Genomic DNA, 23,523 nt, shown 5'->3' with positions numbered 1-23,523 from the left:
TGAGTATCCTTTCAAGGGTTCTTTGTGGGTACAAACATTATCGAACCGGGATATACCCGCATTTGTACCCGCATCAGTAAGTTGATGTAGATTGAATCAGGTTGACTTATGTTGACTGAAAAAGCGAGGGAAGCCTTGCGGGGACTGGATTTTAGGCATAAAAAAAGACCTCAGTTGAGGTCTATTTACATACTAATGGTGCCGAAGGCCGGACTCGAACCGGCACGTATTTCTACGGTTGATTTTGAATCAACTGCGTCTACCGATTTCGCCACTTCGGCACTGAAGGGGTATGCGGAAACGTTGTGGATTATACCTGTCACGCGCTGCCTTGCAAGCGGCAGCGCGTTGATCCTGCACTAAGTGTTGAAAAAACCAGCGTAACGCCCTACTCCAGCTCGGAAACCGCCAGACGGATCACACCGGCGGCATGGCTTTCAGGCAGTTGCAGCACTTTGGCCCACATCTCCTGCACCATATCGCACGACAGCTTCTCTTTGCCCACCGCCTTGTCCGGAGCCTGTAACAGCTGGATATCCTCACCGTACTTCGCGGCCAGCTCCTTCATGATCGGGCGCACGTCGGCGACGGCGGTGTCGCGCTCCTGCGCCGTCACGGTGTGGCGGTCTTTGCCGTAGGCGGCGCGCATCATGTCGGCGTCGGCCTGCATGCGGCGCTGCAGCATCGGTTTATCCAGTACCCGCAGCGGGTTGATGCCGCCCTTCACGTCCGGGTAGAGGAAACGAAAACAGGCGTCGTCGCTCACTTTCTGGATAGCGGCGGTTTGTTCCATGTTGGCCTTCATATAATCCACCACGCTCGCGTCCGGCGCGGTCTGCAGGCGCGACATCTGCAGGTGCAGGATCTGCGGTTGAATCACATCGATTATTTGCTGCTCGGAATCGCCCTCTTTCTGCATCGCGAGGATCTGGCTGCGGATGCGTTGCTGGAATGCGGGGTCTTGCTCCTTCAGCACCTGCCAGGCAGGCATGCTGTTGAGCGTGGTGTCGAGTTGCTGTTCGGGGGTGTGTTGCAGGCGTTGCTTATCGTAGTACACCCAGCACGCCACGGCGGCGGCCAGTACGGCAACAATCACAATCGGTTTCCAGGCTCTCTTCATCGTCTCGCATCCTTTTGATCTGTCGGATTACACCGGCACGCCGCTGTGAAAACGGAACTCACTGTCCGGTGTCGAGATAAGTGTGGCTTCAATTTCGCCAAATTGCTGTACGCGAGAAGAGATATCGTTATCGCTGACCTGTTGAGCCAGCGCCAAATAGTCCTGATAGTGGCGCGCTTCCGAGCGCAGCAGCGAGAGATAGAACTTCTGCAGGTCGTCGTCGAGGAACGGGGCCAGAGCGGCGAAACGCTCGCAGGAGCGCGCTTCGATGTACGCCCCGCAGATCAATTTATCGATAAGCGTCAGCGGTTCGTGCGTGCGCACTTCTTTTAGCATCCCTTTGGCGTAGCGGCTGGCGGTGATTTTGACGTACGGAATGTTGCGCGCCAGCATCGCCTCGCGCACCTGCCAGAAGTGGTGCAGCTCCTCTTTAATCAACAGTACCATGCTATCGATCAACGCCTGGCCCCACGGGTCGTCGGTTTTGGGCATCACGCTTTTGCCGATCTGCTTGTGCAGGGCGATAAAATCCGGTTCCGGGCCGTCGCGGAAGGTGAAGGCTTCGTAGGGTTTGAGCCACTCGAGCAGCGCGTCGGCCCCGCTTTTGTCGGCGACATATTTACGCACTAGCAGCAGCGCGGTCTGCGCGGCCTTGAGTTCGCACACCATATGGTCGGTGAGCAGCAGCGGCAGGTTAGCCGGGTCGCGGGCTTTATCAATCCAGGCTTGCGGGGTCGGGCAGTGGAGGAAGTTAAGAACGGGGATGAGAATCTGCGGATAGTCCATTATGAAACCTTGCAAAGCGGCAGCCGAAGCTGCCGCAGATTACACTTAGTGGCGCACGCCGTCGTCATCTTCGTCGACGAAATCTTCATCGTCTTCGTCATCGCCGTCTTCGCCGTTTGGATCTTCGTAGTAGGTTCCCCAGCCGTCGTATTCCACTTCAAACTTCTCGGCCAGATCCATCAGCTGCTCAACCTGCTTGTCGATAAGCTCCGCGTTCAGCGCGCCTTCGCTCAGGATATCGCAGCAGATGACGGTTTCGCCCTCTTCCACTTCCAGCTCTTCCGGCTCGGTCACTTCGTAACCCATTTTGAACGCTTCTACCGCCAGTTTCTCCAGCGACGCAAAGTCATCTGCAGAGAAATGGTGCTCGATGGTGTACAGCGCGTCCGGATCGCTGCCGTCTTCCAGCAGCTCTTCAATGATCAGGCGCGTCTCTTCGCGTTGCTCTTCCAGCAGTTCTGGGTTTGCCATGGCTCGTTCCTCTTTAAGTTCGGCAGATACTTCTATTTTCACACACGGACGTGTTTGCCTCCACCTAATGTAAGAAAGATTTGTGAAACAGGGTTGCAAATGAATATTCATACATATAAAGTGAATTTTAATTCAATAAGTGGCCTTTGCCATGTGAGGATAAAATGTCTGAACTGTATAAAAAGCACTTCCTGAAATTGCTCGATTTTACCCCTGCACAACTGCATTCTCTGCTGTCGCTTGCCGCGCAGCTGAAAGCTGATAAAAAAAATAACAAAGAAGTACAAAAGCTTACTGGCAAAAACATCGCGCTCATCTTCGAAAAAGACTCAACTCGTACACGATGCTCTTTCGAAGTTGCCGCATTTGACCAGGGCGCACGCGTCACTTATCTCGGGCCAAGCGGCAGTCAGATTGGGCATAAAGAGTCAATTAAGGATACCGCCCGCGTGCTCGGGCGGATGTACGACGGAATTCAGTATCGCGGCCACGGTCAGGAAGTGGTCGAAACCCTGGCGGAATATGCGGGCGTGCCGGTGTGGAACGGGCTGACCAACGAATTCCACCCGACCCAGCTGCTGGCAGATCTTCTGACCATGCAGGAGCATCTGCCGGGGAAAGTCTTTAACCAGATGACGCTGGTGTATGCGGGCGATGCGCGCAACAACATGGGTAACTCGATGCTCGAAGCGGCGGCGCTGGTCGGCCTGGATTTGCGTCTGGTCGCACCAAAAGCCTGCTGGCCGGAAGAGAGCCTGGTCGCAGAGTGCAGCGCGCTGGCGTTGCAGAATGGCGGTAAGATTACCCTGACGGAAGACGTGATCGCCGGTGTGAAAGGCGCGGACTTCATCTATACCGACGTCTGGGTGTCGATGGGCGAGCCGAAAGAGAAGTGGGCCGAGCGGATTGAGCTGCTGCGCAGCTATCAGGTGAATTGTGAAATGATGGCGCAGACCGGCAATCCAAACGTGAAGTTCCTGCACTGTCTGCCCGCGTTCCACGACGATCACACCACGCTCGGCAAGCAGATGGCGAAAGAGTTTGATTTGCACGGCGGGATGGAAGTGACTGACAAAGTGTTCGAGTCAGACGCGAGCATCGTGTTTGACCAAGCGGAAAACCGGATGCATACGATTAAGGCGGTGATGGTGGCAACGCTGGGGCAGGCTTAGTCCTCTGCGATCTGGTGCCCTCACCCTGACCCTCTCCCACGGGGAGAGGGAACAAACATTAAAAACGACAACTCTGGTTGTCGTTTTGCTTTTATCTCGACCTCACCCTGACCCTCTCCAACGGGGAGAGGGAATAAACATTAAAAACGACAACTCTGGTTGTCGTTTTGCTTTTATCTCGACCTCACCCTGACCCTCTCCCACGGGTGAGGGAACAAACATCAAAAACGACAACTCGGGTTGTCGTTTTGCTTTTACCTCCATTCGATTGATTTTTCAGAGAAAAAAAGGTACTTTTTCACCTGAACCCCAGCGTGGACGGTCCTTAATTATGCCTATTATTCAGTCTGTTGAACGTGCCCTGCATATCCTCGATCTGTTTAACGAACAGGCGACGGAGCTGAAGATCACTGACATCAGTAAACAGATGGGTCTGAGCAAAAGTACGCTCCACTCGCTGCTCAAAACGCTCCAGCTCCACGGTTATATCGATCAGAACCCGGAAAACGGTAAATATCGCCTCGGCATGAAGCTCGTCGAGCGCGGCCATTTTGTGGTGAGCTCGATGGATATTCGCCAGAAGGCGAAGGGCTGGCTGACGGATCTGTCGCAGCGCACCGGGCAGACCACGCATCTGGGTATTCTCGATGGGCGCGAAGGCGTGTATATCGAGAAGATTGAAGGCAAGCTGGCAGCGATTGCCTATTCACGGATTGGCCGTCGGTTGCCCGTCCATGCGACCGCGATCGGCAAAGTGTTGATCGCCTGGCTTAGCGATGCTGACCTCAACGCTCTGCTTGAAGATTATCAGTACACCTCTTTCACGCCCGCAACGATAACCTCACGCGAGGCGCTGCTGGCCGCGCTGGCGCAAACGCGTGCGCAGGGTTACGCCCTGGACAGCGAAGAGAACGAACAGGGCGTGCGTTGCGTATCGGTCCCGGTGTGGAATCACGAATCCCGTGTGATTGCGGCCCTCAGCCTGTCGACCTTAACCTCACGCGTGGACGACGACGAGTTCGCCCGTTTCCGGGGGATGCTGGAAGAGGCCGGGCTGCAGCTCTCAAGAGCGCTGGGCTACCCGGCCTGATGGGTTACGCCGTGGCGGGCGTATAGCTGAAGTAGTCAAAATCGGCGTAGCAGGCGTCGCCACTGATGTCTTCGCAGTGCAGCCCGACAAATGCCCCCGTAAAGAACCCGCGACCGCCGATATAATCATCCGACAGTTTCCACGCCTCATAGGTGACAGGCACGGTGTGCCACTGCTCGCCGTCAAACGAATAGCTGTAGCGATACACTAAATGCTCGACGTCAACACGCAGCCACACGCTCTGCGCATCGTCCGGTACCGGGATCGGCTGCTCGTGCAACGGCCATGACGGAACGTTGTGATCAAGCTGCAACACTTTGATCGTTCTGCCCTTCCCTTCCTCGTAATCAACAAAAACGTAGCTCCAATTTTTGCTGTTGTAGTAGCAGGTCAGGCCCGCGCTCTGCTGGAAATGTCGCGGGGCAAACTCCATACGCGTCTCGGCGCAAAACGCAAAGTGCTGCCAGCGCCGTGCCACGGTGGACTGGGTAAAGGTCGAGTTTAAGGAATCATTGCCGTACAGACGTAAAAAGCCCGTACGTGCGGTTAGCGATCCGAGAGAATCATCAAACGGAATGCGCAGGGTTTGCAGTTCCGGGTTAAGCGTTGAGGTATCAAAATCATCGCGCCAGTGTGCCGACTGCACGGTCTGGCTCTCTGTCATCTGTGGTCCTGGTACGCTGACCTGCGCGTGTTTGCCGCCTTCCACATACGGCCAGCCGTCGCGCCAGGTAATACGCGCAATCCCCGTTTCACGTCCCAGCGAGCAATAGCCGCGCCCGCCAGACGCCAGCAGCGGCACGCCCGGCAAACGCTGCGGTCGGCTGGTGAGATACGCCATATACCATTCGCCGGTGTGCGTCTCCAGCAGTGAGCCGTGCCCGCTCTTTTGCAGCGGGTTTTCCGGCAGATGCCAGCTGGTCATCATCGTCACGTCAGGGTGCAGCTCGTACGGGCCGTCGAGCGTTTTCGCCCGAAGTACCACCACCGCATGCTCATAGCTGGTGCCCCCCTCCGCCACCATCAGGTAATACCAGCCGTCTTTGCGATAAATGTGCGCGCCTTCCGTGTAACACAGCGGTGTACCGGTAAAGAGGGTTTTGCGCTCTGGCGATAATTGCTGCGTCTGCGGGAAATACTCCTGCATCACGATGGTATTGTGCGGATTGCTGTGATGGCGCGGACCCCACGGACGATAAATGTAGTATTTGCGCCCATCGTCATCGTGGAACATCGATGGATCAAACCCACCGTTGCCCATCGGGATCGGCTCGCTCCACGGCCCTTCGATGGAGGGCGCAGTCACCAGGAAATTCTTACCATTTTTCCACGGCGAATCGACGATTTTCACGTCCGTATACAGCAGCCAGAACTGCCCGTCGGCGTAGCTCAGACACGGCGCCCAGATGCCGCCGGAATCAGGGTTACCTTTCATATCCAGCATCGACACGCGATCCAACGGCGTGCTGACCAGCGACCAGTTTTTCAAATCGCGGGAGTGATAAATCCTCACGCCGGGGAACCACTCAAAGGTAGACGTGGCGATGTAGTAATCCTCGCCCTGACGACACAGGGACGGGTCCGGGTTGAATCCGCTCAGAATCGGGTTAGTGATGGTGTACATAAAGCCTCCTTCTTAATGGGATGCCGCCGTCGCCGCCGCGGGAAGATCCTCGCCCTGCACCGCACGGTGTTTCAGCAGTTGCTGGCTGATGGCCTGAACGCGGTCATCGCTGAGTTTGTAAAGCGAGAGCATGGTGAACATGCCGATGTAGAGCACCACCGGCACCACGCAGAACAGGATTTTGATGGTGGTCAGCACTTCGATCGGCTGCACGCTGCTGCTGGCGGAGTAATTGACGTACGCAAGGATCCAGCCGACCACCGCGCCACCAATGGCCAGGCCGATTTTCAGGCTGAACAGATAGGTAGAGAACACCAGTCCGTCCAGACGACGGCCGCTGCGGCTTTCTTCGTAATCGACAACGTCAGACGCCATCAGCCATTGCAGCGGCGTGGTGGTGTTAAAGACAAACAGGAACAGGATATTCAGGGCGAAGATCAGGCCGATATACGCCACCGGGGTGATGAAAATCAGCAGGCTGATCAGGGAGTACGCTACGATAATCCACTTGAACGACTTCACGCGGTCAAAGCGGCCCAACAGTCTGGACGAACAGAGCGAACCAAACATAGTGGCGATGCTGCCGTAGAGTAAGAACTGCGTCGCCATCTCCGGATGGTCCATAACGTATTTCACAAAATAGAGCGTTGCCCCGCCGCGCACCACGTTGGAACAGGTCGCCATCATTTTGAACGCACACATGATCCGCCACTGGCTGTTACCCCACAGCAGCTTCAGATCTTTCGATACTGATGAACCCGGCTGCACCTCAAAGGTGTAGCGTTCTTTGGTGGTAAAGAAGCAAACATACAGCAGCACCACGCCGCTCAGCCCCAGCACGCACATCGCGCCAAAATAGCCCAGCTGCTCATTCCCTTTGCCGATGATCCCCACCAGCGGCAGGGCAATCCCACTGATTGCCAGCGATCCCGCGGCAGCCAGGAAAAAGCGCCACGACTGGAGCGCATGACGCTCTTTCGGATCGGCGGTGATGACGCCAGGCATAGCGCAATAAGGCACATTGACGAAGGTGTAGACCAGCGTCAGTAAAATGTAAGTCACGCAGGCGTAGATGATTTTACCGTTGGCGGAAAAATCTGGCGTGTAGAACGTCAGCATGCAGACGATACCAAACGGGATCGCGCCCCACAGCAGGAACGGGCGGAACTGACCGTGGCGGGTACGGGTGCGGTCGACCAGCAGCCCCATCAGCGGATCGGTCACGGCATCAAGAATACGAGACACTAAAAACAGCGTCCCCATAATGCCCGCCGATAAGCCAAACACATCGGTATAAAAATAGGCCAGCAGGAACATGGTGGCCTGCCAGACGAAGCCGCAGGCGGTATCACCCAGCCCGTAGCCAATTTTATCTTTCATGGTTAATTGCATTATTACCCCCAACGCAGAAGTGAAAAAGTGCAAACGTCAGGGTCCTGTACCAGGCAAAAGCAATACCTGGTGCATCGTCAGGAATACACCCTTTTTTCGTGTGCTGATTTGACTATTTCGTGTTAATAGAGTGTAAGGAAACGATCGAATAACCGGCAATGGTCATATCTTATTTATGAATTATGATATTTCGCTTTTGTGATAAACATCGTTATATATTGGGATTTTGAAAAATAGTTTTGGCTTTTATTTTTAATGAGTTACGAAATTATCACTATTAATATAACAAGCACAACAACACTGCCCACGAAATAATATCGCAGACAGTGTTGTTTATTATTTATTTAAATACCGAGCGCTTTTTTACCGGCGTTAATAACCTCAATAATTTTATCGGTATCATAAATACAGCCTTTCCAGGTACCGCCGCTAACAGACTGTAAAGCGGCCCACAGCCGTGTATCGTCCGGCAGGAAATCATGCGCATGCAGTTCCGGGTGTGGTGAACGGCGTGCCAGTTCCACAGCGCCTTCTTCCGGCGTGAGCGGCTGATGCGCGGTGCCGATGAAATTCACCCTGCCCGTTAAGGAAAGCCGGTCCACCTCGATCTCGATAATGTCGTTATCGCGCAGTTTGCCAATCGGCCCACCGGCCAGTGCTTCCGGCGCCACGTGACCAAAACAGGCTCCGGTCGACACGCCGGAAAAACGCGCGTCGGTGATGAGTGACACCGTCTTTCCCCAGGAGACATGCTTTAACGCCGAAGTCAGCTGATAGGTCTCTTCCATTCCAGTGCCAGACGGGCCACCGCCGATGACCACCATAATATCGCCGCGTTCAATTTCGCCGTTTTTGATGGCTTTGATCGCCCGCGCTTCGGAGACAAACACGCGCGCCCGGCCCGTGTGCCGATACACACCGTCCTCGCCCACCACCGACGGATCGATAGCCGTCGCTTTGATAACCGATCCTTCCGGCGCAATATTTCCCACCGGGAACGCCACCGTTGAGGTCAGTCCACGGGCTTTGGCACGTTCTGGCGGGAGGATCACGTCATCAGGATCGACGCCATCCTGCTCGCGCAAACACTGGCGGAACCGTTCTCGCCGCTCGGACGCCTGCCACCAGTCGAGGTTTTCCCCCACCGTCTGGCCCGTCACCGTCATGGCATCCAGATGCAACAGGCCAAGATCGCGTAAATGGAGCATCACTTCCGGCACGCCTCCCGCGAGGAACGCGCGCACCGTCGGATGATAATCCGGCCCGGTCGGCAATACGCTCACCAGTCGCGGGACTTTGCGGTTGATACGCGTCCAGTGATCGACATCCGGAATAGTACAACCTGCCGCATGGGCGATAGCGGGAATGTGCAGCAACAAATTCGTTGAGCCACCAAACGCTGCGTGGATAACCATCGCGTTTTCAATGGCTTTGTCAGTCAGAATATCGCGCGTGGTAATACCGCGATCGTCCAGCTGTGCGACCGCACGCGCCGACTGGCGGGAAATCTCCAGCCATACATCTTGTCCGGAAGGTGCCAGCGCCGAGTGCGGCAGCGCCATTCCGAGTGCTTCGGCCACCACCTGAGAGGTTCCGGCGGTGCCTAAAAATTGACAGCCGCCGCCCGGCGAAGCGCAGGCGCGACACCCCAGTTCAGCGGCTTCCTGCAGTGAAAGTTCATGGTTGGCGTAACGCGCGCCAATGGTTTGTACCTTGCCAGCATCTTCGCCAAAGGTTGGCGGCAATGTCGCGCCGCCAGGCACCAGAATGGTCGGCAGATGGTGCATGGCAGCCAGCGCAATCATGGTCGCAGGCAACCCTTTGTCACAGGTGGCGACGCCAATTACCGCGCGCCGCGTGGGCAGCGAACGGATAAGCCGACGGAAGACAATGGCGGCATCGTTGCGATACGGCAAAGAATCGAACATCCCGTGCGTGCCCTGTGAGCGGCCGTCACAAGGATCGCTGACAAACGCCGCGAACGGAATGCCGCCGTTGCGGGTGATCTCTTTTGCCGCCGCCTGCATTTGCAGACCGATTTCCCAGTGTCCGGTGTGATATCCCAGCGCAATCGGGCGACCATCGCCCGCGCGGATTCCCCCCTGCGTACCAATAATCAGCACCTCTTTACCGGTGAGTTTATTGGCGTCCCAGCCCATACCGGCGTTCTGCGTCATGCCGAACAGGTTGCCGCTCGGCGACTCCATCAGCATTTGCGGTGTCAGCGGCAGCGCGCCCTGCGGCCCGGCGGCGTGGGTAATGACCGAATAAAACGCGTCATCTTGCGGGGTAAAAATCGTCTCTATCGCCATCTTATCCGTCCGGTTCAGCAGAGCTTAAGCTGTTGTAGCAGTGATTTTAGCTGCGCCTTTCGCGCATCATCCAGTGGGCTTGCTGGCGGCAGCACATGGGTCGAAACTGGCCGTCCACACAACACAATCGCCTCTTTAATCACGTTCACAAACGGCGTATCGAGCTGATACATCTGCGGGATTTGCAACATCGTCTGGTGATAGTTGGCGGCCTGCGCCAGATCGCCATCGCGGAAAGCCAGCAACAGCTTCACCGAAACTTGTGGCGCAAAGTTGCCGCTGGCGGAGATCGCCCCGTCCCCGCCTAACAGCAACGTGTTAAACAGATGATCGTCATACCCACACAGCACGGTAAAGTGCGGATGCGCCGCTTTCACGGTCAGGATCATGCTGCGCAGATGGGCAACGGAGTCGATCGTGTCTTTGATACCCACGATATTGCCGCGTGAATCGGCCAGCGTTTTGACCAGTGCGGGCGTCAAATCCTGGCCGGTCAGCGCCGGGAAGTTATAGAGGATCACCGGGAGCGTGACGCTGTCCGCCACCTGCTGGAAATAGCGGATCAGGTTTTGCTCAGACACTTTCCAGTAATAAGGGTTAATGACGACGATGCCATCGGCACCGGCGTGCTGTGCGTGCTGGCTGAGATCAATGGTTTCCCTGGCGTTAGTACCGCCGGTGCCAATCAAAACCGGCACCCGACGATCCACATGATCAATAGCAAATTCGGCGATCGCTTTGCGCTCTTCGGCGCTGAGCTGGGAGAACTCGCCTCCGCTGCCTAAAAAGAAAAGTCCGTCGACGCCCGCGTTAATCATGTCGTCGATAAGCGCGGCGGTGCCCTGTTTATCAAGTTGTCCATCGGCGGTGAAAATGGTTGAGACAGGCGGAATAATCCCCGAGAACTGCACGGTCTGCTGCATGAGATCTCCTTACTGATACACTTTGTTCTACATTATAGAACAGCGTTCATTAATTTAACTCTCATACTATGCCGCGACGCGCGGGAAGGTAAACCGGGAAAAATCAGTAAGGGGCGATTTTTTAGACTGGATCACGAAATGATGAAACGAAGCAGAAAAGTTGTAGCCCGGTACGCGAGGCGTTACCGGGCGAGAGACATTAGCCCACCAGCATCTTCACAACCACTTTACGCACCTGCGCCGGGCTGCCCACCGCACACAACGGTTTATGCACTTCGCCAGGATAGAACACCACAAAATCCCCTTCACTTAACACCACGGTTTTTTCCTGCTCGCCTTCTGGCAGGAACGCGATGTCTTTATCCGCGAGCCAGTCGGTGTCAGGCGTGCCGTGCGGCAGGGTGCTGAATGTCATCCCTTCCTGGCCTTTCATCACGATCTGGATGTCCAGATAGCGGGCGTGATACTCCGCGCGGCGCTCAGCGAATGGCTGGGTCATGTCTTCTGAGACCAGAAAAAACAGGTTGTTACCGTCGATATCATGCTTGCCGAGCGGAGTTGCGTCGGTAACGTGCGCTTTGACGTGTTCGATAGCCAGGCGCAACTCTTCCGGCAGCCAGGACTGTAAGTGATGAATGTTGCCAACGATCATGAGTAAACCCTCAATATAAAACAATGTTTCAATTTCAACTTTTATACGAGAATTTTCACTGCCATACCAGACCTTTCTGCACCCTCTTTGCTCCAGCGCATGTTTATCGGAAAATGTGTTAATCGCCTGTTAAGTCATGCCAGGCAACTATGCAGTGATTATGCATAACATCGGTCAGTTCGTGATTTCCAAAGAAGATAACCTTCTGAATACCCTGACGTAAGTAAAAAACGCCTTGCCGGGTCACACTTTATCAATCCGTTTAATTTCAAATTTTCTGGATAGTTATTTATTAATTTACCTTATGGAGAAAATAGTTAACGCAGATTTATGCATATTCATTCCAGATAAAAATATTTATATCTATAAATCATATAGTTAGTTATTTATGTCTAATTGTGAAAATCTACAAAACAATAACAACCCCAAATAACCTCAGTAATAAATGCTTAGCCATTCATTACTCAATAATGACTAAATAAGGTTTATCTGATGCGAGTCATGCAATAGAAAACAAACCTGATAATATCCAATTCCGCGTGAGCAATATCACAAAATACAATTTCCAACCGCCTACTATTGGCCGTGAAATCAATTGAGCTTAAAGGGCTATGAATTAATAACTATTCATAGCACAGCCCTCTTTATTCTGAAAAAACAGTTAAAGGAATAATTATGGAAAAGCATTACGTCGGTTCTGAAATTGGTCAATTGCGTAGCGTTATGCTGCATCGCCCGAATTTAAGTCTGAAACGTTTAACGCCGTCTAACTGCCAGGAGCTGTTATTCGATGACGTGTTATCGGTTGAGCGGGCAGGTGAAGAGCATGACATCTTCGCAAACACGCTGCGTGAGCAGGGTGTGGAAGTCCTGCTGTTAACCGATTTGATTACCCAAACGCTTGATATTGCAGATGCTAAAGCCTGGCTTCTGGAAACACAAATCTCTGATTATCGCCTCGGCCCAACCTTTGCCAACGACGTACGCGGCTGGCTGGCGGATATGCCGCACCGCGAACTGGCACGCCGTCTGAGCGGCGGTTTGACCTACGGGGAAATTCCCGCATTTATTAAAAATATGGTGGTCGATACCCATACGGCGAATGATTTTATTATGAAGCCGCTGCCAAACCATTTATTTACCCGCGACACGTCATGCTGGATCTATAACGGCGTATCCATTAACCCGATGGCGAAACCAGCGCGTCAGCGCGAAACCAATAACCTGCGGGCAATATATCGCTGGCATCCCGCCTTTGCCGACGGCGATTTTATTAAATACTTTGGCGACGAGAATATTAATTACGACCACGCCACCTTAGAAGGCGGTGATGTATTAGTCATTGGTCGCGGCGCGGTATTAATTGGCATGTCCGAACGCACCACGCCGCAGGGCGTTGAATTCCTCGCGCAAAGCCTGTTCCAGCATCGCCAGGCTGAACTCGTGATCGCCGTTGAACTGCCGAAACACCGCTCCTGTATGCACCTCGATACCGTCATGACCCACATCGACGTCGACACCTTCTCCGTCTACCCAGAAGTGGTGCGTAAAGACGCCCAGTGCTGGACGCTCACCCCGGACGGACGCGGCGGTCTGCTGCGCACCCAGGAAACCGATCTGCTCCATGCGATTGAAAAAGCGTTGGGCATTAATCAGGTACGGCTGATCACCACCGGCGGTGACGCCTTCGAAGCCGAGCGCGAACAGTGGAATGACGCCAACAACGTGCTGACTATCCGCCCCGGCGTGGTCATCGGCTACGAGCGCAATATCTGGACCAACGAGAAATACGACAAAGCCGGGATCACCGTGCTGCCGATTCCGGGCGATGAACTCGGACGCGGTCGCGGCGGCGCACGCTGCATGAGCTGCCCGCTGGAACGAGACGGAATTTAAAGGAGCCATCATGGAAAGAAAACCCACTCTGGTCGTGGCGCTGGGCGGCAATGCGCTGCTCAAACGTGGCGAGCCGCTGGAAGCGGATATTCAGCGGCAGAACATTGAGCTGGCCGCCCGCACGATCGCCGGACTCACCGCCCAGTGGCGCGTGGTGCTGGTCCACGGCAACGGCCCGCAGGTCGGGCTACTGGCGTTGCAAAACAGTGCCTACGACAAAGTCACGCCCTACCCGCTGGACATCCTCGGCGCGGAAAGCCAGGGGATGATCGGCTACATGCTCCAGCAAGCGCTGAAAAACAACTTGCCGCAGCGCGAGGTGAGCGTCCTTTTGACCCAGGTCGAAGTGGACGCCGCTGACCCCGCGTTTCGCAACCCGACCAAATACATCGGCCCGGTTTATAGCGAGGAACAAGCCAAAACCCTGCAGACAGAAAAAGGCTGGGTGTTTAAAGCCGACGGCAGCTACTTCCGCCGCGTGGTGCCTTCGCCACAGCCGAAACGCATCGTCGAGAGCGACGCCATCACCGCCCTTATCGCCCGCGATCATCTGGTGATTTGCAACGGCGGCGGCGGTGTCCCGGTGGTGGAAAACGCCAGTGGCTACCACGGCATTGAAGCGGTGATCGACAAAGATCTCTCCGCCGCCCTGCTGGCCCGCCAGATTGAAGCCGATGCGCTGCTGATCCTCACTGACGCCGACGCGGTGTATCTCGACTGGGGCACGCCGACCCAACGCCCGCTGGCGCAAGTTTCGCCGGATGTGCTCAAAACCATGCACTTTGACGCCGGTTCGATGGGCCCGAAAGTGAGCGCCTGCCGTGAATTTGTCGAGGCGTGCAACGGCATCGCCGGGATTGGCGCACTGGCCGACGGTGCCGCGATTCTGGCCGGGGATAAAGGGACGTTGATTCGCAATTGATTCGCATTTTCCCCTCACCCTAACCCTCTCCCAAGGGGAGAGGGAACTCATACCCCTCTCCCTGTGGGAGAGGGCCGGGGTGAGGGCACCAGACAGCTCAAATTTAAAAAGGATCACCATATGACCATCAACCTGAAAAACCGCAACTTCCTCAAACTGCTGGACTACACCCCGGCAGAAATCCAGTACCTGATCGATCTCGCCATCGACCTGAAAGCAGCCAAAAAAGCCGGGCGCGAAAAACAAACTTTAGTCGGCAAAAACATCGCCCTGATCTTCGAAAAAACCTCCACCCGCACGCGCTGCGCTTTTGAAGTAGGCGCGTTCGACCAGGGCGCGCAGGTGACGTACCTCGGCCCAAGCGGATCGCAGATTGGCCATAAAGAGTCAATGAAAGACACCGCCCGCGTGCTGGGCCGCATGTACGACGGCATAGAGTATCGCGGTTACGGCCAGGAGATCGTCGAAGAGCTGGGTGAGTATGCGGGCGTGCCGGTCTGGAACGGCCTGACCAACGAATTCCATCCAACGCAAATCCTCGCCGACCTGATGACCATGCTCGAACACGCGCCGGGCAAAACCCTGCCGGAGCTGAGCTTCGCCTATCTGGGCGATGCGCGAAACAACATGGGCAACTCGCTGATGGTCGGCGCGGCGAAAATGGGTATGGATATCCGCCTGGTGGCCCCGAAATCCTTCTGGCCGGAAGCCGGGCTGGTCGAGCAGTGCCGCGCCATCGCCAAAGAGACCGGGGCGCGCATCACTCTAACTGACGACGTGAATGAAGGCGTCCACGGCACTGATTTCCTCTACACCGACGTATGGGTGTCGATGGGCGAACCGAAAGAAGCCTGGGCCGAGCGCGTCAGCCTGATGAAACCGTACCAAATCAACTGCGACGTCATGAAAGCCACCGGCAATCCGAACGTGAAATTCATGCACTGCCTGCCGGCGTTCCACAACGAACACACCAAAGTGGGCCGCGAAATCGAAATGGCATACGGCCTGAAAGGGCTGGAAGTGACGGAAGAGGTCTTCGAATCCCCGAACTCTATCGTCTTCGACGAAGCAGAAAACCGCATGCACACCATTAAAGCGGTCATGGTGGCGACACTCGGCGACTAATCACCGCCCGGCGCGGCCACAGGCTGCGCCGGGGCATGGAGAACATCATGGGCAAGTTCAAATTTCCTTCCGCTTACACCATTCTCTTTTTCCTGATCGCCGTGGTCGCCGCCCTGAGCTGGATTGTTCCAGCCGGGCAATACCAGATGGCGATGAACGCCACGCTCGGCAAAGAAGTGCCCATTGCCGGAACTTACGCACACGTCGCCGCGCATCCGCAAGGGATCGTCTCGGTGCTGATGGCCCCTATTGCCGGGCTGTACGATCCGGAATCGGGCCAGGCGGGCGCGATCGACGTGGCGCTGTTTATTCTGATCATCGGTGGCTTTCTGGGGATCGTCACCAAAACCGGGGCGATTGACGCCGGGATCGAACGCGTCACCACCCGCCTGCGGGGCCGCGAAGAGTGGATGATCCCGATCCTGATGGCGCTGTTCGCCGCGGGCGGGACCATCTACGGTATGGCCGAAGAGTCGCTGCCGTTCTACACGCTGCTCGTCCCGGTGATGCTCGCAGCCCGCTTCGATCCGGTGGTCGCCGCCTCCACGGTACTGCTCGGCGCGGGGATCGGCACGCTCGGATCGACCATTAACCCATTCGCCACGGTGATCGCCGCCAACGCCGCCGGGATCCCGTTCACCAACGGAATCATGCTCCGCGTGGCGCTGCTGGCGATCGGCTGGGTGATCTGCGTGTGGTGGGTCATGCGCTACGCCCGCAAGGTGCGCCAGGATCCGTCTCTGTCGATCGTCGCCGACAAAGAGGCAGAGAACCGCGCGCATTTCCTCGGTGATAAGGGCGAACAGTCGCTGGAATTTACCCCTGTGCGCAAAGTGATTCTGGTGATTTTCGCCCTCGCCTTCGCGGTGATGATCTACGGCGTGGCAGTGCTCGGCTGGTGGATGGCGGAGATTTCTGCGGTGTTTCTCGCCAGCGCGATAATCGTCGGGCTGATTGCCCGCATGAGCGAAGAAGAGCTGACCTCAACATTTATCAACGGGGCGCGGGATTTGCTGGGCGTCGCGCTGATTATTGGGATTGCGCGCGGTATCGTAGTCATCATGGATAAGGGCATGATTACGCACACGATTTTGCACAGTGCGGAAGACATGGTCACAGGATTGTCGACGGTGGCGTTCATTAACGTGATGTACTGGCTCGAAGTGGTGCTGTCATTTCTGGTGCCTTCTTCCTCCGGGCTTGCCGTTCTGACGATGCCGATCATGGCACCGCTCGCCGATTTCGCTAACGTCAACCGCGACCTGGTCGTGACGGCGTACCAGTCAGCTTCCGGGATTGTCAATCTGGTCACCCCGACGTCCGCCGTGGTGATGGGGGGACTGGCGATAGCGCGCGTGCCGTACGTGCGTTATCTCAAGTGGGTCGCCCCGCTGCTGGGGATTTTGACGGTGCTGATTATGGCGACGTTAAGCCTGGGTGCGCTTATCTGATTTGCCGGATGGCGCTGCGCTTATCCGGCCTACGGTAATCTTTTTGTAGGCCCGGTAAGCGCAGCGCCACCGGGCATTTTTTGTTGGCAACAGAGATGGGAACCAGATGATGGAATATGGAGAATACTCCCCAAAAGAACAACTTCAGCTCGCGGTATGCCAGAGCCTGATTAGCGAGAACAGCTACCTTTCCCAGGAAGAGATCCGCCGAGACCTGCAGGAACGCGGGTTTGACAGCATCAGCCAGTCAAGCGTCTCCCGGCTGCTGAAATTGCTGGGTGTCATAAAAATTCGAAATGCCAAAGGACAAAAGATTTATTCGATGAATCCGCAGTTACGCCCCGCCCCCGACGCGGCCCGTTCGATCTCCGAAATGGTGGTCAGCGTGGAGCACAACAGCGAATTTATCCTTATCCATACCGTCGCCGGATATGGCCGCGCCGTGGCGCGAATTCTGGATTATCACCAGTTACCGGAAATTTTAGGTGTGGTGGCCGGAAGCAGTATTGTCTGGGTCGCGCCCCGCGTGGTGAAGCGCACGGCGCTGGTTCACAAGCAAATTAATTATTTACTCAGAACGCATTAATATTCAAATAGAACCGTTTGCACTGAGTAAAGTGTGCATTAATCGCTTGATCAGAACATCGAGCTGAGTATAATGCCCGACAATTTGCCGGGAGGAAGTCATGGTCAAGCGTGTACGACATACAGTCATACCGCGTCTGAAAACAGACGCTGGCCTGCCGTTTTTCTTCCCGTTGATAACCCTATTCCCAGAGCCCCTCATTTGAGGGGCTTTTTTTTGCCCGGCGTCAGGAGATAAACATGAATCCGCTTTATCAAAAACACATCATTTCCATCAATGACCTCAGCCGCGAAGAGCTGGAACTGGTTCTCGATACCGCGGCAAAACTGAAGGCCAACCCACAGCCCGAGCTGCTCAAGCACAAAGTGATTGCGAGCTGCTTCTTTGAAGCCTCCACCCGCACCCGTCTGTCGTTCGAGACCTCGATGCACCGCCTCGGCGCGAGCGTGGTCGGCTTCTCCGACGGCAGCAACACATCGCTAGGCAAAAAAGGCGAGACGCTGGCGGACACCATCTCCGTCATCAGCACCTACGTGGACGCGATTGTGATGCGCCACCCGCAGGAAGGCGCCGCCCGTCTGGCGACCGAGTTCTCCGGCGGCATTCCAGTGCTGAACGCCGGTGATGGTGCGAACCAGCATCCGACGCAAACCCTGCTGGATCTGTTCACCATCCAGGAGACTCAGGGCCGCCTGGAAAACCTGCACATCGCGATGGTCGGGGACCTGAAATATGGCCGCACCGTCCACTCACTGGCCCAGGCGCTGGCGAAATTTAACGGCAACCGTTTCTACTTTATCGCCCCGGCCGCACTGGCGATGCCGCAGTACATTCTCGATATGCTCGACGAAAAAGGCATCCAGTGGAGCCAGCACGCCAGCATCGAAGAGGTGATGGGTGAAGTGGATATTCTGTACATGACCCGCGTGCAGAAAGAGCGTCTGGACCCGTCCGAGTACGCCAACGTCAAAGCCCAGTTCATCCTGCGCGCCAGTGACCTTGAAGGTGCGCGTACGAACATGAAAGTGCTGCACCCGCTGCCGCGCATCGATGAAATTGCCACCGACGTGGACAAGACGCCGCACGCCTGGTACTTCCAGCAGGCCGGGAACGGCATCTTCGCTCGCCAGGCGTTACTGGCACTGGTTCTGAATCGCGAATTCGCTCTGTAAGGGGAAATGACAATGACACATGATAATAAACTCCAGGTTGAAGCCATCAAACGTGGCACCGTGATTGACCATATCCCGGCGATGGTGGGTTTTAAGCTGCTGACGCTGTTCAAGCTGACCGAAACCGACCAGCGCATCACCATCGGCCTGAACCTGCCGTCCGGCGAGATGGGCCGCAAAGACCTGATCAAAATCGAGAACACCTTCCTGACCGACGAGCAGGTAAACCAGCTGTCCCTGTACGCGCCGGACGCGACGGTGAATCGCATCGACGATTACGAAGTGGTGGGCAAATCGCGCCCGAACTTACCGGAACGCATTGAGCACGTACTGGTCTGCCCGAACAGCAACTGCATCAGTCATGCTGAGCCGGTTTCGTCCAGTTTTGCAGTGAAAAAACGGGCGAATGACATCGCACTCAAATGCAAATACTGCGAAAAAGAGTTTTCTCATTATGTGGTGCTGGCCAACTAATTGAGGTTGGTAATGGGCTCCCGGGCTCCGGTTACACGAAATCATTCGCGTCGCATCGAGGCGGCAAGTCCGAATATCCCCGGAAGCATAGGAAACTATGTGACCGGGGTATGAGGACGCAGCCAACGAAGAGGCGGCGTGAAGGATGATGTGTATAATGGCCGGGAACTTTTTAACGCTGTTATCCTGGAGAAAACATGAGCAAAGTACTTGCGACGGAAAATGCACCAGCGGCTATCGGTCCTTACGTTCAGGGCGTTGACCTGGGCAGCATGATTATCACTTCCGGCCAGATCCCGGTGAACCCGAAAACTGGCGAAGTGCCAAACGATGTGGCGGCGCAGGCGCGTCAGTCACTGGAAAACGTGAAAGCAATCGTTGAATCTGCGGGCCTGAAAGTGGGCGATATCGTGAAAACGACTGTTTTCGTGAAAGATCTGAATGATTTCGCGACCGTTAACGCCACTTATGAAGCGTTCTTCAACGAGCACGAAGCGACCTTCCCGGCGCGTTCTTGTGTGGAAGTAGCGCGTCTGCCGAAAGACGTGAAGATTGAGATTGAGGCGATTGCGGTTCGTCGCTAATCTGTTTGCCCTCTCCGCTCCGGAGGGGGCTGTTTCTGGTGTTTCCCCTTCCCTGCAACGTTTTCATTCCCCTGCATTTTTCTCTGAAGCGCCTTCGCATTTCCCAAATTTACCCCATCTTCAAAGCACTGTTTTTTTATCCACAAGAGTATGATTGGCCGTACGTAATGGACGGGAATATATGCACCTTGTTCTCAAACATATTTTTGAAGTACAGCTTCTGCGTTTAACTATTATTAATGGGGTATTGTATGCGCTTTAACATGTTCAGTTGGGAAGCCTACCTTTTGGTCAGCATCCTTCTGTTAAACGGCTGTGCTACAACTGCGGTCAGCACTGATGATGCTAAAAATGTACCTGCTGAGCGTATCATTTCAAAATTTGCACAAACTAAAAATCCAGGCGATGCAACCCTGATCGTGAAGCGTGACTCTGGCTTTACTGGCAGCGGATGCAACATTGTTGTTTATCTTGACGGTAAAGCGATAGCGGAATTAGACACACGGGAGAAAGTGATATTCTATGCTCGACCCGGGGAACATATTTTAAGTGCAAAACAGACAAGCATTTGTGTCGCAGGTCTAAAAGAAGTCGGCATAACTCTTAAAGAAAATGATAAAAAAACTTACCGCATAGGATTTGGTGGGAATGTGGATATGTCCATAAATGCGACAGCCTTTTAAAAATCGGTAGTGATGTAAAGAACCTCCCTCAGTGCAAGTCCTGTCACAAAGTACATCTACAGGACAAGCCCATACCGCTGGGAAAATGTTGTCCTTGATAATCGCCTGGCGGCACTTCGTTTGCACAGGCCTACAAAACCATTGATATTACTCATTCTTTGTAGGCCTGGTAAGCGTAGCGCCACCCGGCAAATCACTCACAGCTCCCTATTGATTCCGCGTCGCCCTAAGCAACTTCTCCAGTGGATAAACCGCCGCAATCACCACCTCATCCTGAATCTTCGCTGCGTTATCCAGCTCGTTCTGAATCGAGGCGATCTCCTTATCATCCAGCGTCCCCTGACGCGCTACCAAATCCGTCAGACGCAGGCCAATCGACGCCAGTTTGTCCACCTCCTGAATCACCGGTTTGATGGCTTTCAGCTGATAGTTGCTTTCACTCAGCGCCAGCGCGTCGCTGGTGTTGTTCTGCCAGCGGGTGAAGACGTGGCGCAGGGCTTCCGCGCTTTCCGTATCTTCTGCGTCGCTTACCAGCCGTTCGACCCATTTATCCATCTGACGGACCGTGGCGCTCTCGGCGGTCAGTGCGTCGGCGTAGCGGTTTAGCGGCTCAAACTGATGATAATTCCCGGCCTGGAATTTCAGGTGCTGACGGGTGTAGTACTGCGCGGGCTCCACGGCCTGAGCGAGGATCTGCAGCGGCACCGTATCGGCGTTATTCGCCAGACGGGTGAACTGCGCCTGCTGCTGGCTGTGCTGTTGAAGCCCGACTGACACCGTCGTCCAGCTGTCCATCGCCTGCAAACGGGTGTACATGTTGTCGATATCGTTCACATCCTGCGCCGACCACAGACGCTCCGCCACCGCAAACGCACGCGGCCAGAGTTTGATATCCAGAACCGGGGCAATCACGTTTTCCGCCCACAGCGCCGCTTCGCCGCCGAGCAGATTAGCCTGCTGATCGGCATCCGGCACCGTCGGCTGTATACCTTCCGGCACCTCATTGAGACGCGCGCCAGTAATCGGGTAGCGGGCGTTGCCCACCAGGAAATAGCCGGTGAGTTTGTCGTCCGACACATTCACCACCGGGCGCGTTTCACCCATCCAGGTGTCGACGGTGAAGCTCACCTGGTTGTCGTCACGCCATTCGATGTTGTCCACCGCGCGACGGGATTTGCCGCTGAAATCGATAAATCCACGCCAGCCGGAAACCCCTTTCACCAGGGTGAAACTGCCCTCCACCGGTTTGCCTTTCAGGCGCGGCATGGTGAAAGTCCAGCTCTGGGCGCTGTCGGAATCGGCAATGATGTCCATGCCGTTTAAACCCTGAGGCACGATCTCGTTGCGGTAGTGATAGGCCGTGGACTGCGGCTGGTCGAGGTAAAATCCGGTGGAGAGAATGCCTTTGTAACCGTGCTTCGCCACTTCACCGAGGGCGTCCTGCCCTTGCCAGGACTGGATCAGAATGCTTTTCGGCAGGTCCGGATGATAGATCTCGTCCCAGCCGACCATCTGCCGGTGGTGTTTCTCAAGAATGGTTTCCAGTTTGCGGTTGAAATACGCCTGCAGCGCGTGGCTGTCGGCGAGTTTGTTGTCGCGCATAAACTGCTGGATGGCGGTGTTGCTTTTCCACTGGGTATCGTCAACTTCATCCCCGCCGATGTGCAGGTACGGATCGGGGAAGATCGCCGCCAGTTCGCTGACCATCGCCTCGGCGAAGGTGTAAGTCGCGTCTTTGGTCGGATCAAGAACCGGTTTTAGCACGCCCCAGTGGCGCTCCATCTCATACGGCCCCGGCGCGCTCATCAGCTCCGGATAGGCCACTGCAATCGCCGACGCGTGACCCGGCATGTCAATTTCAGGCACCACGCGAATGCCACGCGCGGTGGCGTAGCGCACCACGTCGCGCATTTGTTCTGGGGTGTAGAACAGCCCGTCGCTGGCGAGCTGCGTCAGTTTAGGATAGCGCTTCGAGGTAAACCGCCAGCCCTGATCGTCCGTCAGATGCCAGTGCAGGACGTTGAGCTTCGCCGCCGCCATGCCATCGATCTGGCGTTTGATGTCCTCCAGCGGGACGAAGTGACGCGCCGAATCGAGCAGCAGCCCGCGCCACGGGAAGCGCGGTGAGTCGTCAATCGACACCCACGGAATCGAGGTGTTTTCAGCACCGTTTTGAATCAGCTGGAGCAGGGTTTCCATCCCGCGCAGCGCACCAAAGCGCGTGTTGGCGGTGATGCTCACGCCGTTGGCATCCACGGTGAGTGTGTAGCTTTCATCGCTGTCCGGCAATGGCTGCGGCTTCACTTTTTTGGCGATAGAAATCGTAATGGTCGGCTTTTCGGGTTTGTCGGCCTGGGGCTGGAGCGTCCAGCCAGTTTGCAGCGCGATTCGCTGGCGCAAACGGTTTGCGGCATCACCCAGATCGTCACCGCTAACGCTGACGGAGATGTTATCGCTGAGGATCAGTGCGCCCTGCTTCGCAGGACGTTCAACGTGAGCGGGCCAGGGCATTAACGGCAGATCGCCTGCCGGAGCCGCCAGTGCAGAAGTACCGAGCAACAGCCCGGCGGTGATGAGGCTAAGACGTAACATAATGTTCCTTATCAGAATTTGACGGGCCAAAAACAGACAAAACATTTTGTTAACATGCGTACAAATTGTCGTCAAGCACAGCGCACGACGGGGATCACATGTTGGGGAATTTGGGAGAAAGGCTATTTTGTTGGGTGGCGGCTCAGTGTTGTGCGGCCTGATGCCCTCACCCCGGCCCTCTCCCACAGGGAGAGGGTGTCCAAGTCCCCTCTCCCTGTGGGAGTGTACGGTCCGGGGACATGGTAGACAGGTGTTCGGGGACATGGTGAACACTATTTAACATCCTTTACCCATGGTGATCGACTTTTTCTTCAGGTCGATCACCCCCACTTTCGTGCTGTACCACCACACCTCATAACAGCCATCTTCAGCCCCTTCCTTCAGTCCCACATATTCGCCCCTGAACGCTTTTCCTGCCTTCAGCGTTACCCCTCTCAGGCTCAGTTTTCCGCTGATATCCACTTTCCTGACCATCACGCCCTCGTCGTATTCCGGG

21 protein-coding genes, 1 tRNA gene and 1 pseudogene are annotated in these 23,523 nt (G+C 55.5%); 12 read left to right on the top strand and 11 right to left on the bottom strand.

What is annotated here, in order from left to right; all coding sequences use genetic code 11:
- Positions 1–196: 196 nt before the first annotated feature.
- From C3708_RS17880 to rraB, 4 genes are all read right to left on the bottom strand, one after another.
- Positions 197–281, bottom strand: a tRNA-Leu gene (locus tag C3708_RS17880).
- A gap of 107 nt (positions 282–388) precedes the next feature.
- The gene (locus tag C3708_RS17875) at positions 389–1,120 is read right to left on the bottom strand and encodes a topoisomerase II (RefSeq protein ID WP_103949921.1); all 732 of its coding nucleotides are present in this window, start codon (positions 1,118–1,120) and stop codon (positions 389–391) included.
- A 27-nt stretch (positions 1,121–1,147) separates the two neighbouring features.
- Positions 1,148–1,906, bottom strand: a complete 759-nt coding sequence (miaE, locus tag C3708_RS17870; RefSeq protein WP_103949922.1) for a tRNA isopentenyl-2-thiomethyl-A-37 hydroxylase MiaE — start codon at positions 1,904–1,906, stop codon at positions 1,148–1,150.
- Between the two features lie 45 nt (positions 1,907–1,951).
- The gene (gene rraB / locus C3708_RS17865; RefSeq protein WP_095280574.1) at positions 1,952–2,377 is read right to left on the bottom strand and encodes a ribonuclease E inhibitor RraB; all 426 of its coding nucleotides are present in this window, start codon (positions 2,375–2,377) and stop codon (positions 1,952–1,954) included.
- Between the two features lie 164 nt (positions 2,378–2,541).
- Here rraB and argF (C3708_RS17860) point away from each other — a divergent pair, with 164 nt between their 5' ends.
- Together argF (C3708_RS17860) and C3708_RS17855 are read left to right on the top strand one after the other, a co-directional pair.
- Positions 2,542–3,549: an ornithine carbamoyltransferase gene (gene argF, locus C3708_RS17860; protein ID WP_103949923.1), complete on the top strand. Its 1,008-nt coding sequence runs from the start codon at positions 2,542–2,544 to the stop codon at positions 3,547–3,549.
- 331 nt (positions 3,550–3,880) lie between these two features.
- Positions 3,881–4,639 (top strand): IclR family transcriptional regulator, encoded by a 759-nt coding sequence (locus C3708_RS17855; protein WP_103949924.1) that lies wholly within the window; start codon positions 3,881–3,883, stop codon positions 4,637–4,639.
- Positions 4,640–4,643: 4 nt separating this feature from the next.
- Here the strand turns inward: C3708_RS17855 and C3708_RS17850 are convergent, their stop codons facing one another.
- The 5 genes from C3708_RS17850 to C3708_RS17830 all read right to left on the bottom strand — a co-directional run bounded on the left by C3708_RS17850 (position 4,644) and on the right by C3708_RS17830 (position 11,542).
- Complete coding sequence (locus tag C3708_RS17850) at positions 4,644–6,263, bottom strand: glycoside hydrolase family 43 protein (RefSeq protein WP_103949925.1); 1,620 nt, start codon at positions 6,261–6,263, stop codon at positions 4,644–4,646.
- Positions 6,264–6,275: 12 nt separating this feature from the next.
- A complete protein-coding gene (locus tag C3708_RS17845) occupies positions 6,276–7,658 on the bottom strand; it encodes a glycoside-pentoside-hexuronide (GPH):cation symporter (protein ID WP_103949932.1) in 1,383 nt (460 codons plus the stop codon).
- A 341-nt stretch (positions 7,659–7,999) separates the two neighbouring features.
- Positions 8,000–9,967 carry a YjhG/YagF family D-xylonate dehydratase gene (locus C3708_RS17840; protein ID WP_103949926.1) on the bottom strand — a complete coding sequence of 656 codons (1,968 nt, stop codon included), beginning with the start codon at positions 9,965–9,967 and terminating at the stop codon, positions 8,000–8,002.
- A 14-nt stretch (positions 9,968–9,981) separates the two neighbouring features.
- Entirely contained in the window at positions 9,982–10,890 is a 909-nt protein-coding gene (locus C3708_RS17835) for a dihydrodipicolinate synthase family protein (RefSeq protein WP_103949927.1), read from the bottom strand.
- A gap of 199 nt (positions 10,891–11,089) precedes the next feature.
- On the bottom strand, positions 11,090–11,542 hold the full coding sequence (locus C3708_RS17830; RefSeq protein WP_103948334.1) for a YhcH/YjgK/YiaL family protein: 453 nt from the start codon (positions 11,540–11,542) through the stop codon (positions 11,090–11,092).
- A 675-nt stretch (positions 11,543–12,217) separates the two neighbouring features.
- Here C3708_RS17830 and arcA point away from each other — a divergent pair.
- The 10 genes from arcA (at position 12,218) to C3708_RS17775 (ending at position 20,435) form a co-directional block, all read left to right on the top strand.
- A complete protein-coding gene (arcA, locus tag C3708_RS17825; RefSeq protein ID WP_103949928.1) occupies positions 12,218–13,438 on the top strand; it encodes an arginine deiminase in 1,221 nt (406 codons plus the stop codon).
- A 10-nt stretch (positions 13,439–13,448) separates the two neighbouring features.
- A complete protein-coding gene (arcC, locus tag C3708_RS17820) occupies positions 13,449–14,360 on the top strand; it encodes a carbamate kinase (RefSeq protein WP_095280566.1) in 912 nt (303 codons plus the stop codon).
- Between the two features lie 120 nt (positions 14,361–14,480).
- A complete protein-coding gene (gene argF / locus C3708_RS17815; protein WP_095280565.1) occupies positions 14,481–15,485 on the top strand; it encodes an ornithine carbamoyltransferase in 1,005 nt (334 codons plus the stop codon).
- Between the two features lie 47 nt (positions 15,486–15,532).
- On the top strand, positions 15,533–16,936 hold the full coding sequence (locus C3708_RS17810; protein WP_095280564.1) for a YfcC family protein: 1,404 nt from the start codon (positions 15,533–15,535) through the stop codon (positions 16,934–16,936).
- Between the two features lie 106 nt (positions 16,937–17,042).
- Complete coding sequence (locus C3708_RS17805) at positions 17,043–17,522, top strand: arginine repressor (RefSeq protein ID WP_095280563.1); 480 nt, start codon at positions 17,043–17,045, stop codon at positions 17,520–17,522.
- A gap of 100 nt (positions 17,523–17,622) precedes the next feature.
- A complete protein-coding gene (locus C3708_RS17795; protein WP_095280562.1) occupies positions 17,623–17,727 on the top strand; it encodes a pyrBI operon leader peptide in 105 nt (34 codons plus the stop codon).
- Between the two features lie 34 nt (positions 17,728–17,761).
- Positions 17,762–18,694 carry an aspartate carbamoyltransferase gene (gene pyrB / locus C3708_RS17790; protein ID WP_095280561.1) on the top strand — a complete coding sequence of 311 codons (933 nt, stop codon included), beginning with the start codon at positions 17,762–17,764 and terminating at the stop codon, positions 18,692–18,694.
- A gap of 12 nt (positions 18,695–18,706) precedes the next feature.
- Positions 18,707–19,168, top strand: coding sequence for an aspartate carbamoyltransferase regulatory subunit (gene pyrI / locus C3708_RS17785; RefSeq protein ID WP_095280560.1), 462 nt, complete (start codon positions 18,707–18,709; stop codon positions 19,166–19,168).
- Between the two features lie 197 nt (positions 19,169–19,365).
- Positions 19,366–19,752 (top strand): enamine/imine deaminase, encoded by a 387-nt coding sequence (locus tag C3708_RS17780; protein ID WP_095280559.1) that lies wholly within the window; start codon positions 19,366–19,368, stop codon positions 19,750–19,752.
- Positions 19,753–20,003: 251 nt separating this feature from the next.
- Positions 20,004–20,435: a hypothetical protein gene (locus tag C3708_RS17775; protein ID WP_103949929.1), complete on the top strand. Its 432-nt coding sequence runs from the start codon at positions 20,004–20,006 to the stop codon at positions 20,433–20,435.
- Between the two features lie 207 nt (positions 20,436–20,642).
- On the opposite strand, the gene C3708_RS17770 is transcribed toward C3708_RS17775, so the two are convergent.
- Complete coding sequence (locus tag C3708_RS17770; RefSeq protein ID WP_103949930.1) at positions 20,643–23,027, bottom strand: beta-N-acetylhexosaminidase; 2,385 nt, start codon at positions 23,025–23,027, stop codon at positions 20,643–20,645.
- Positions 23,028–23,303: 276 nt separating this feature from the next.
- Positions 23,304–23,523, bottom strand: a pseudogene (locus C3708_RS17765) (IS481 family transposase); the annotation flags it as partial.

This window comes from Lelliottia sp. 7254-16, assembly GCF_002922995.1.
Classification (GTDB): domain Bacteria; phylum Pseudomonadota; class Gammaproteobacteria; order Enterobacterales; family Enterobacteriaceae; genus Enterobacter; species Enterobacter jeotgali.
Note: the sequence above shows the minus strand (reverse complement) of the source record. Positions and strands in the feature narration are given on the sequence as shown.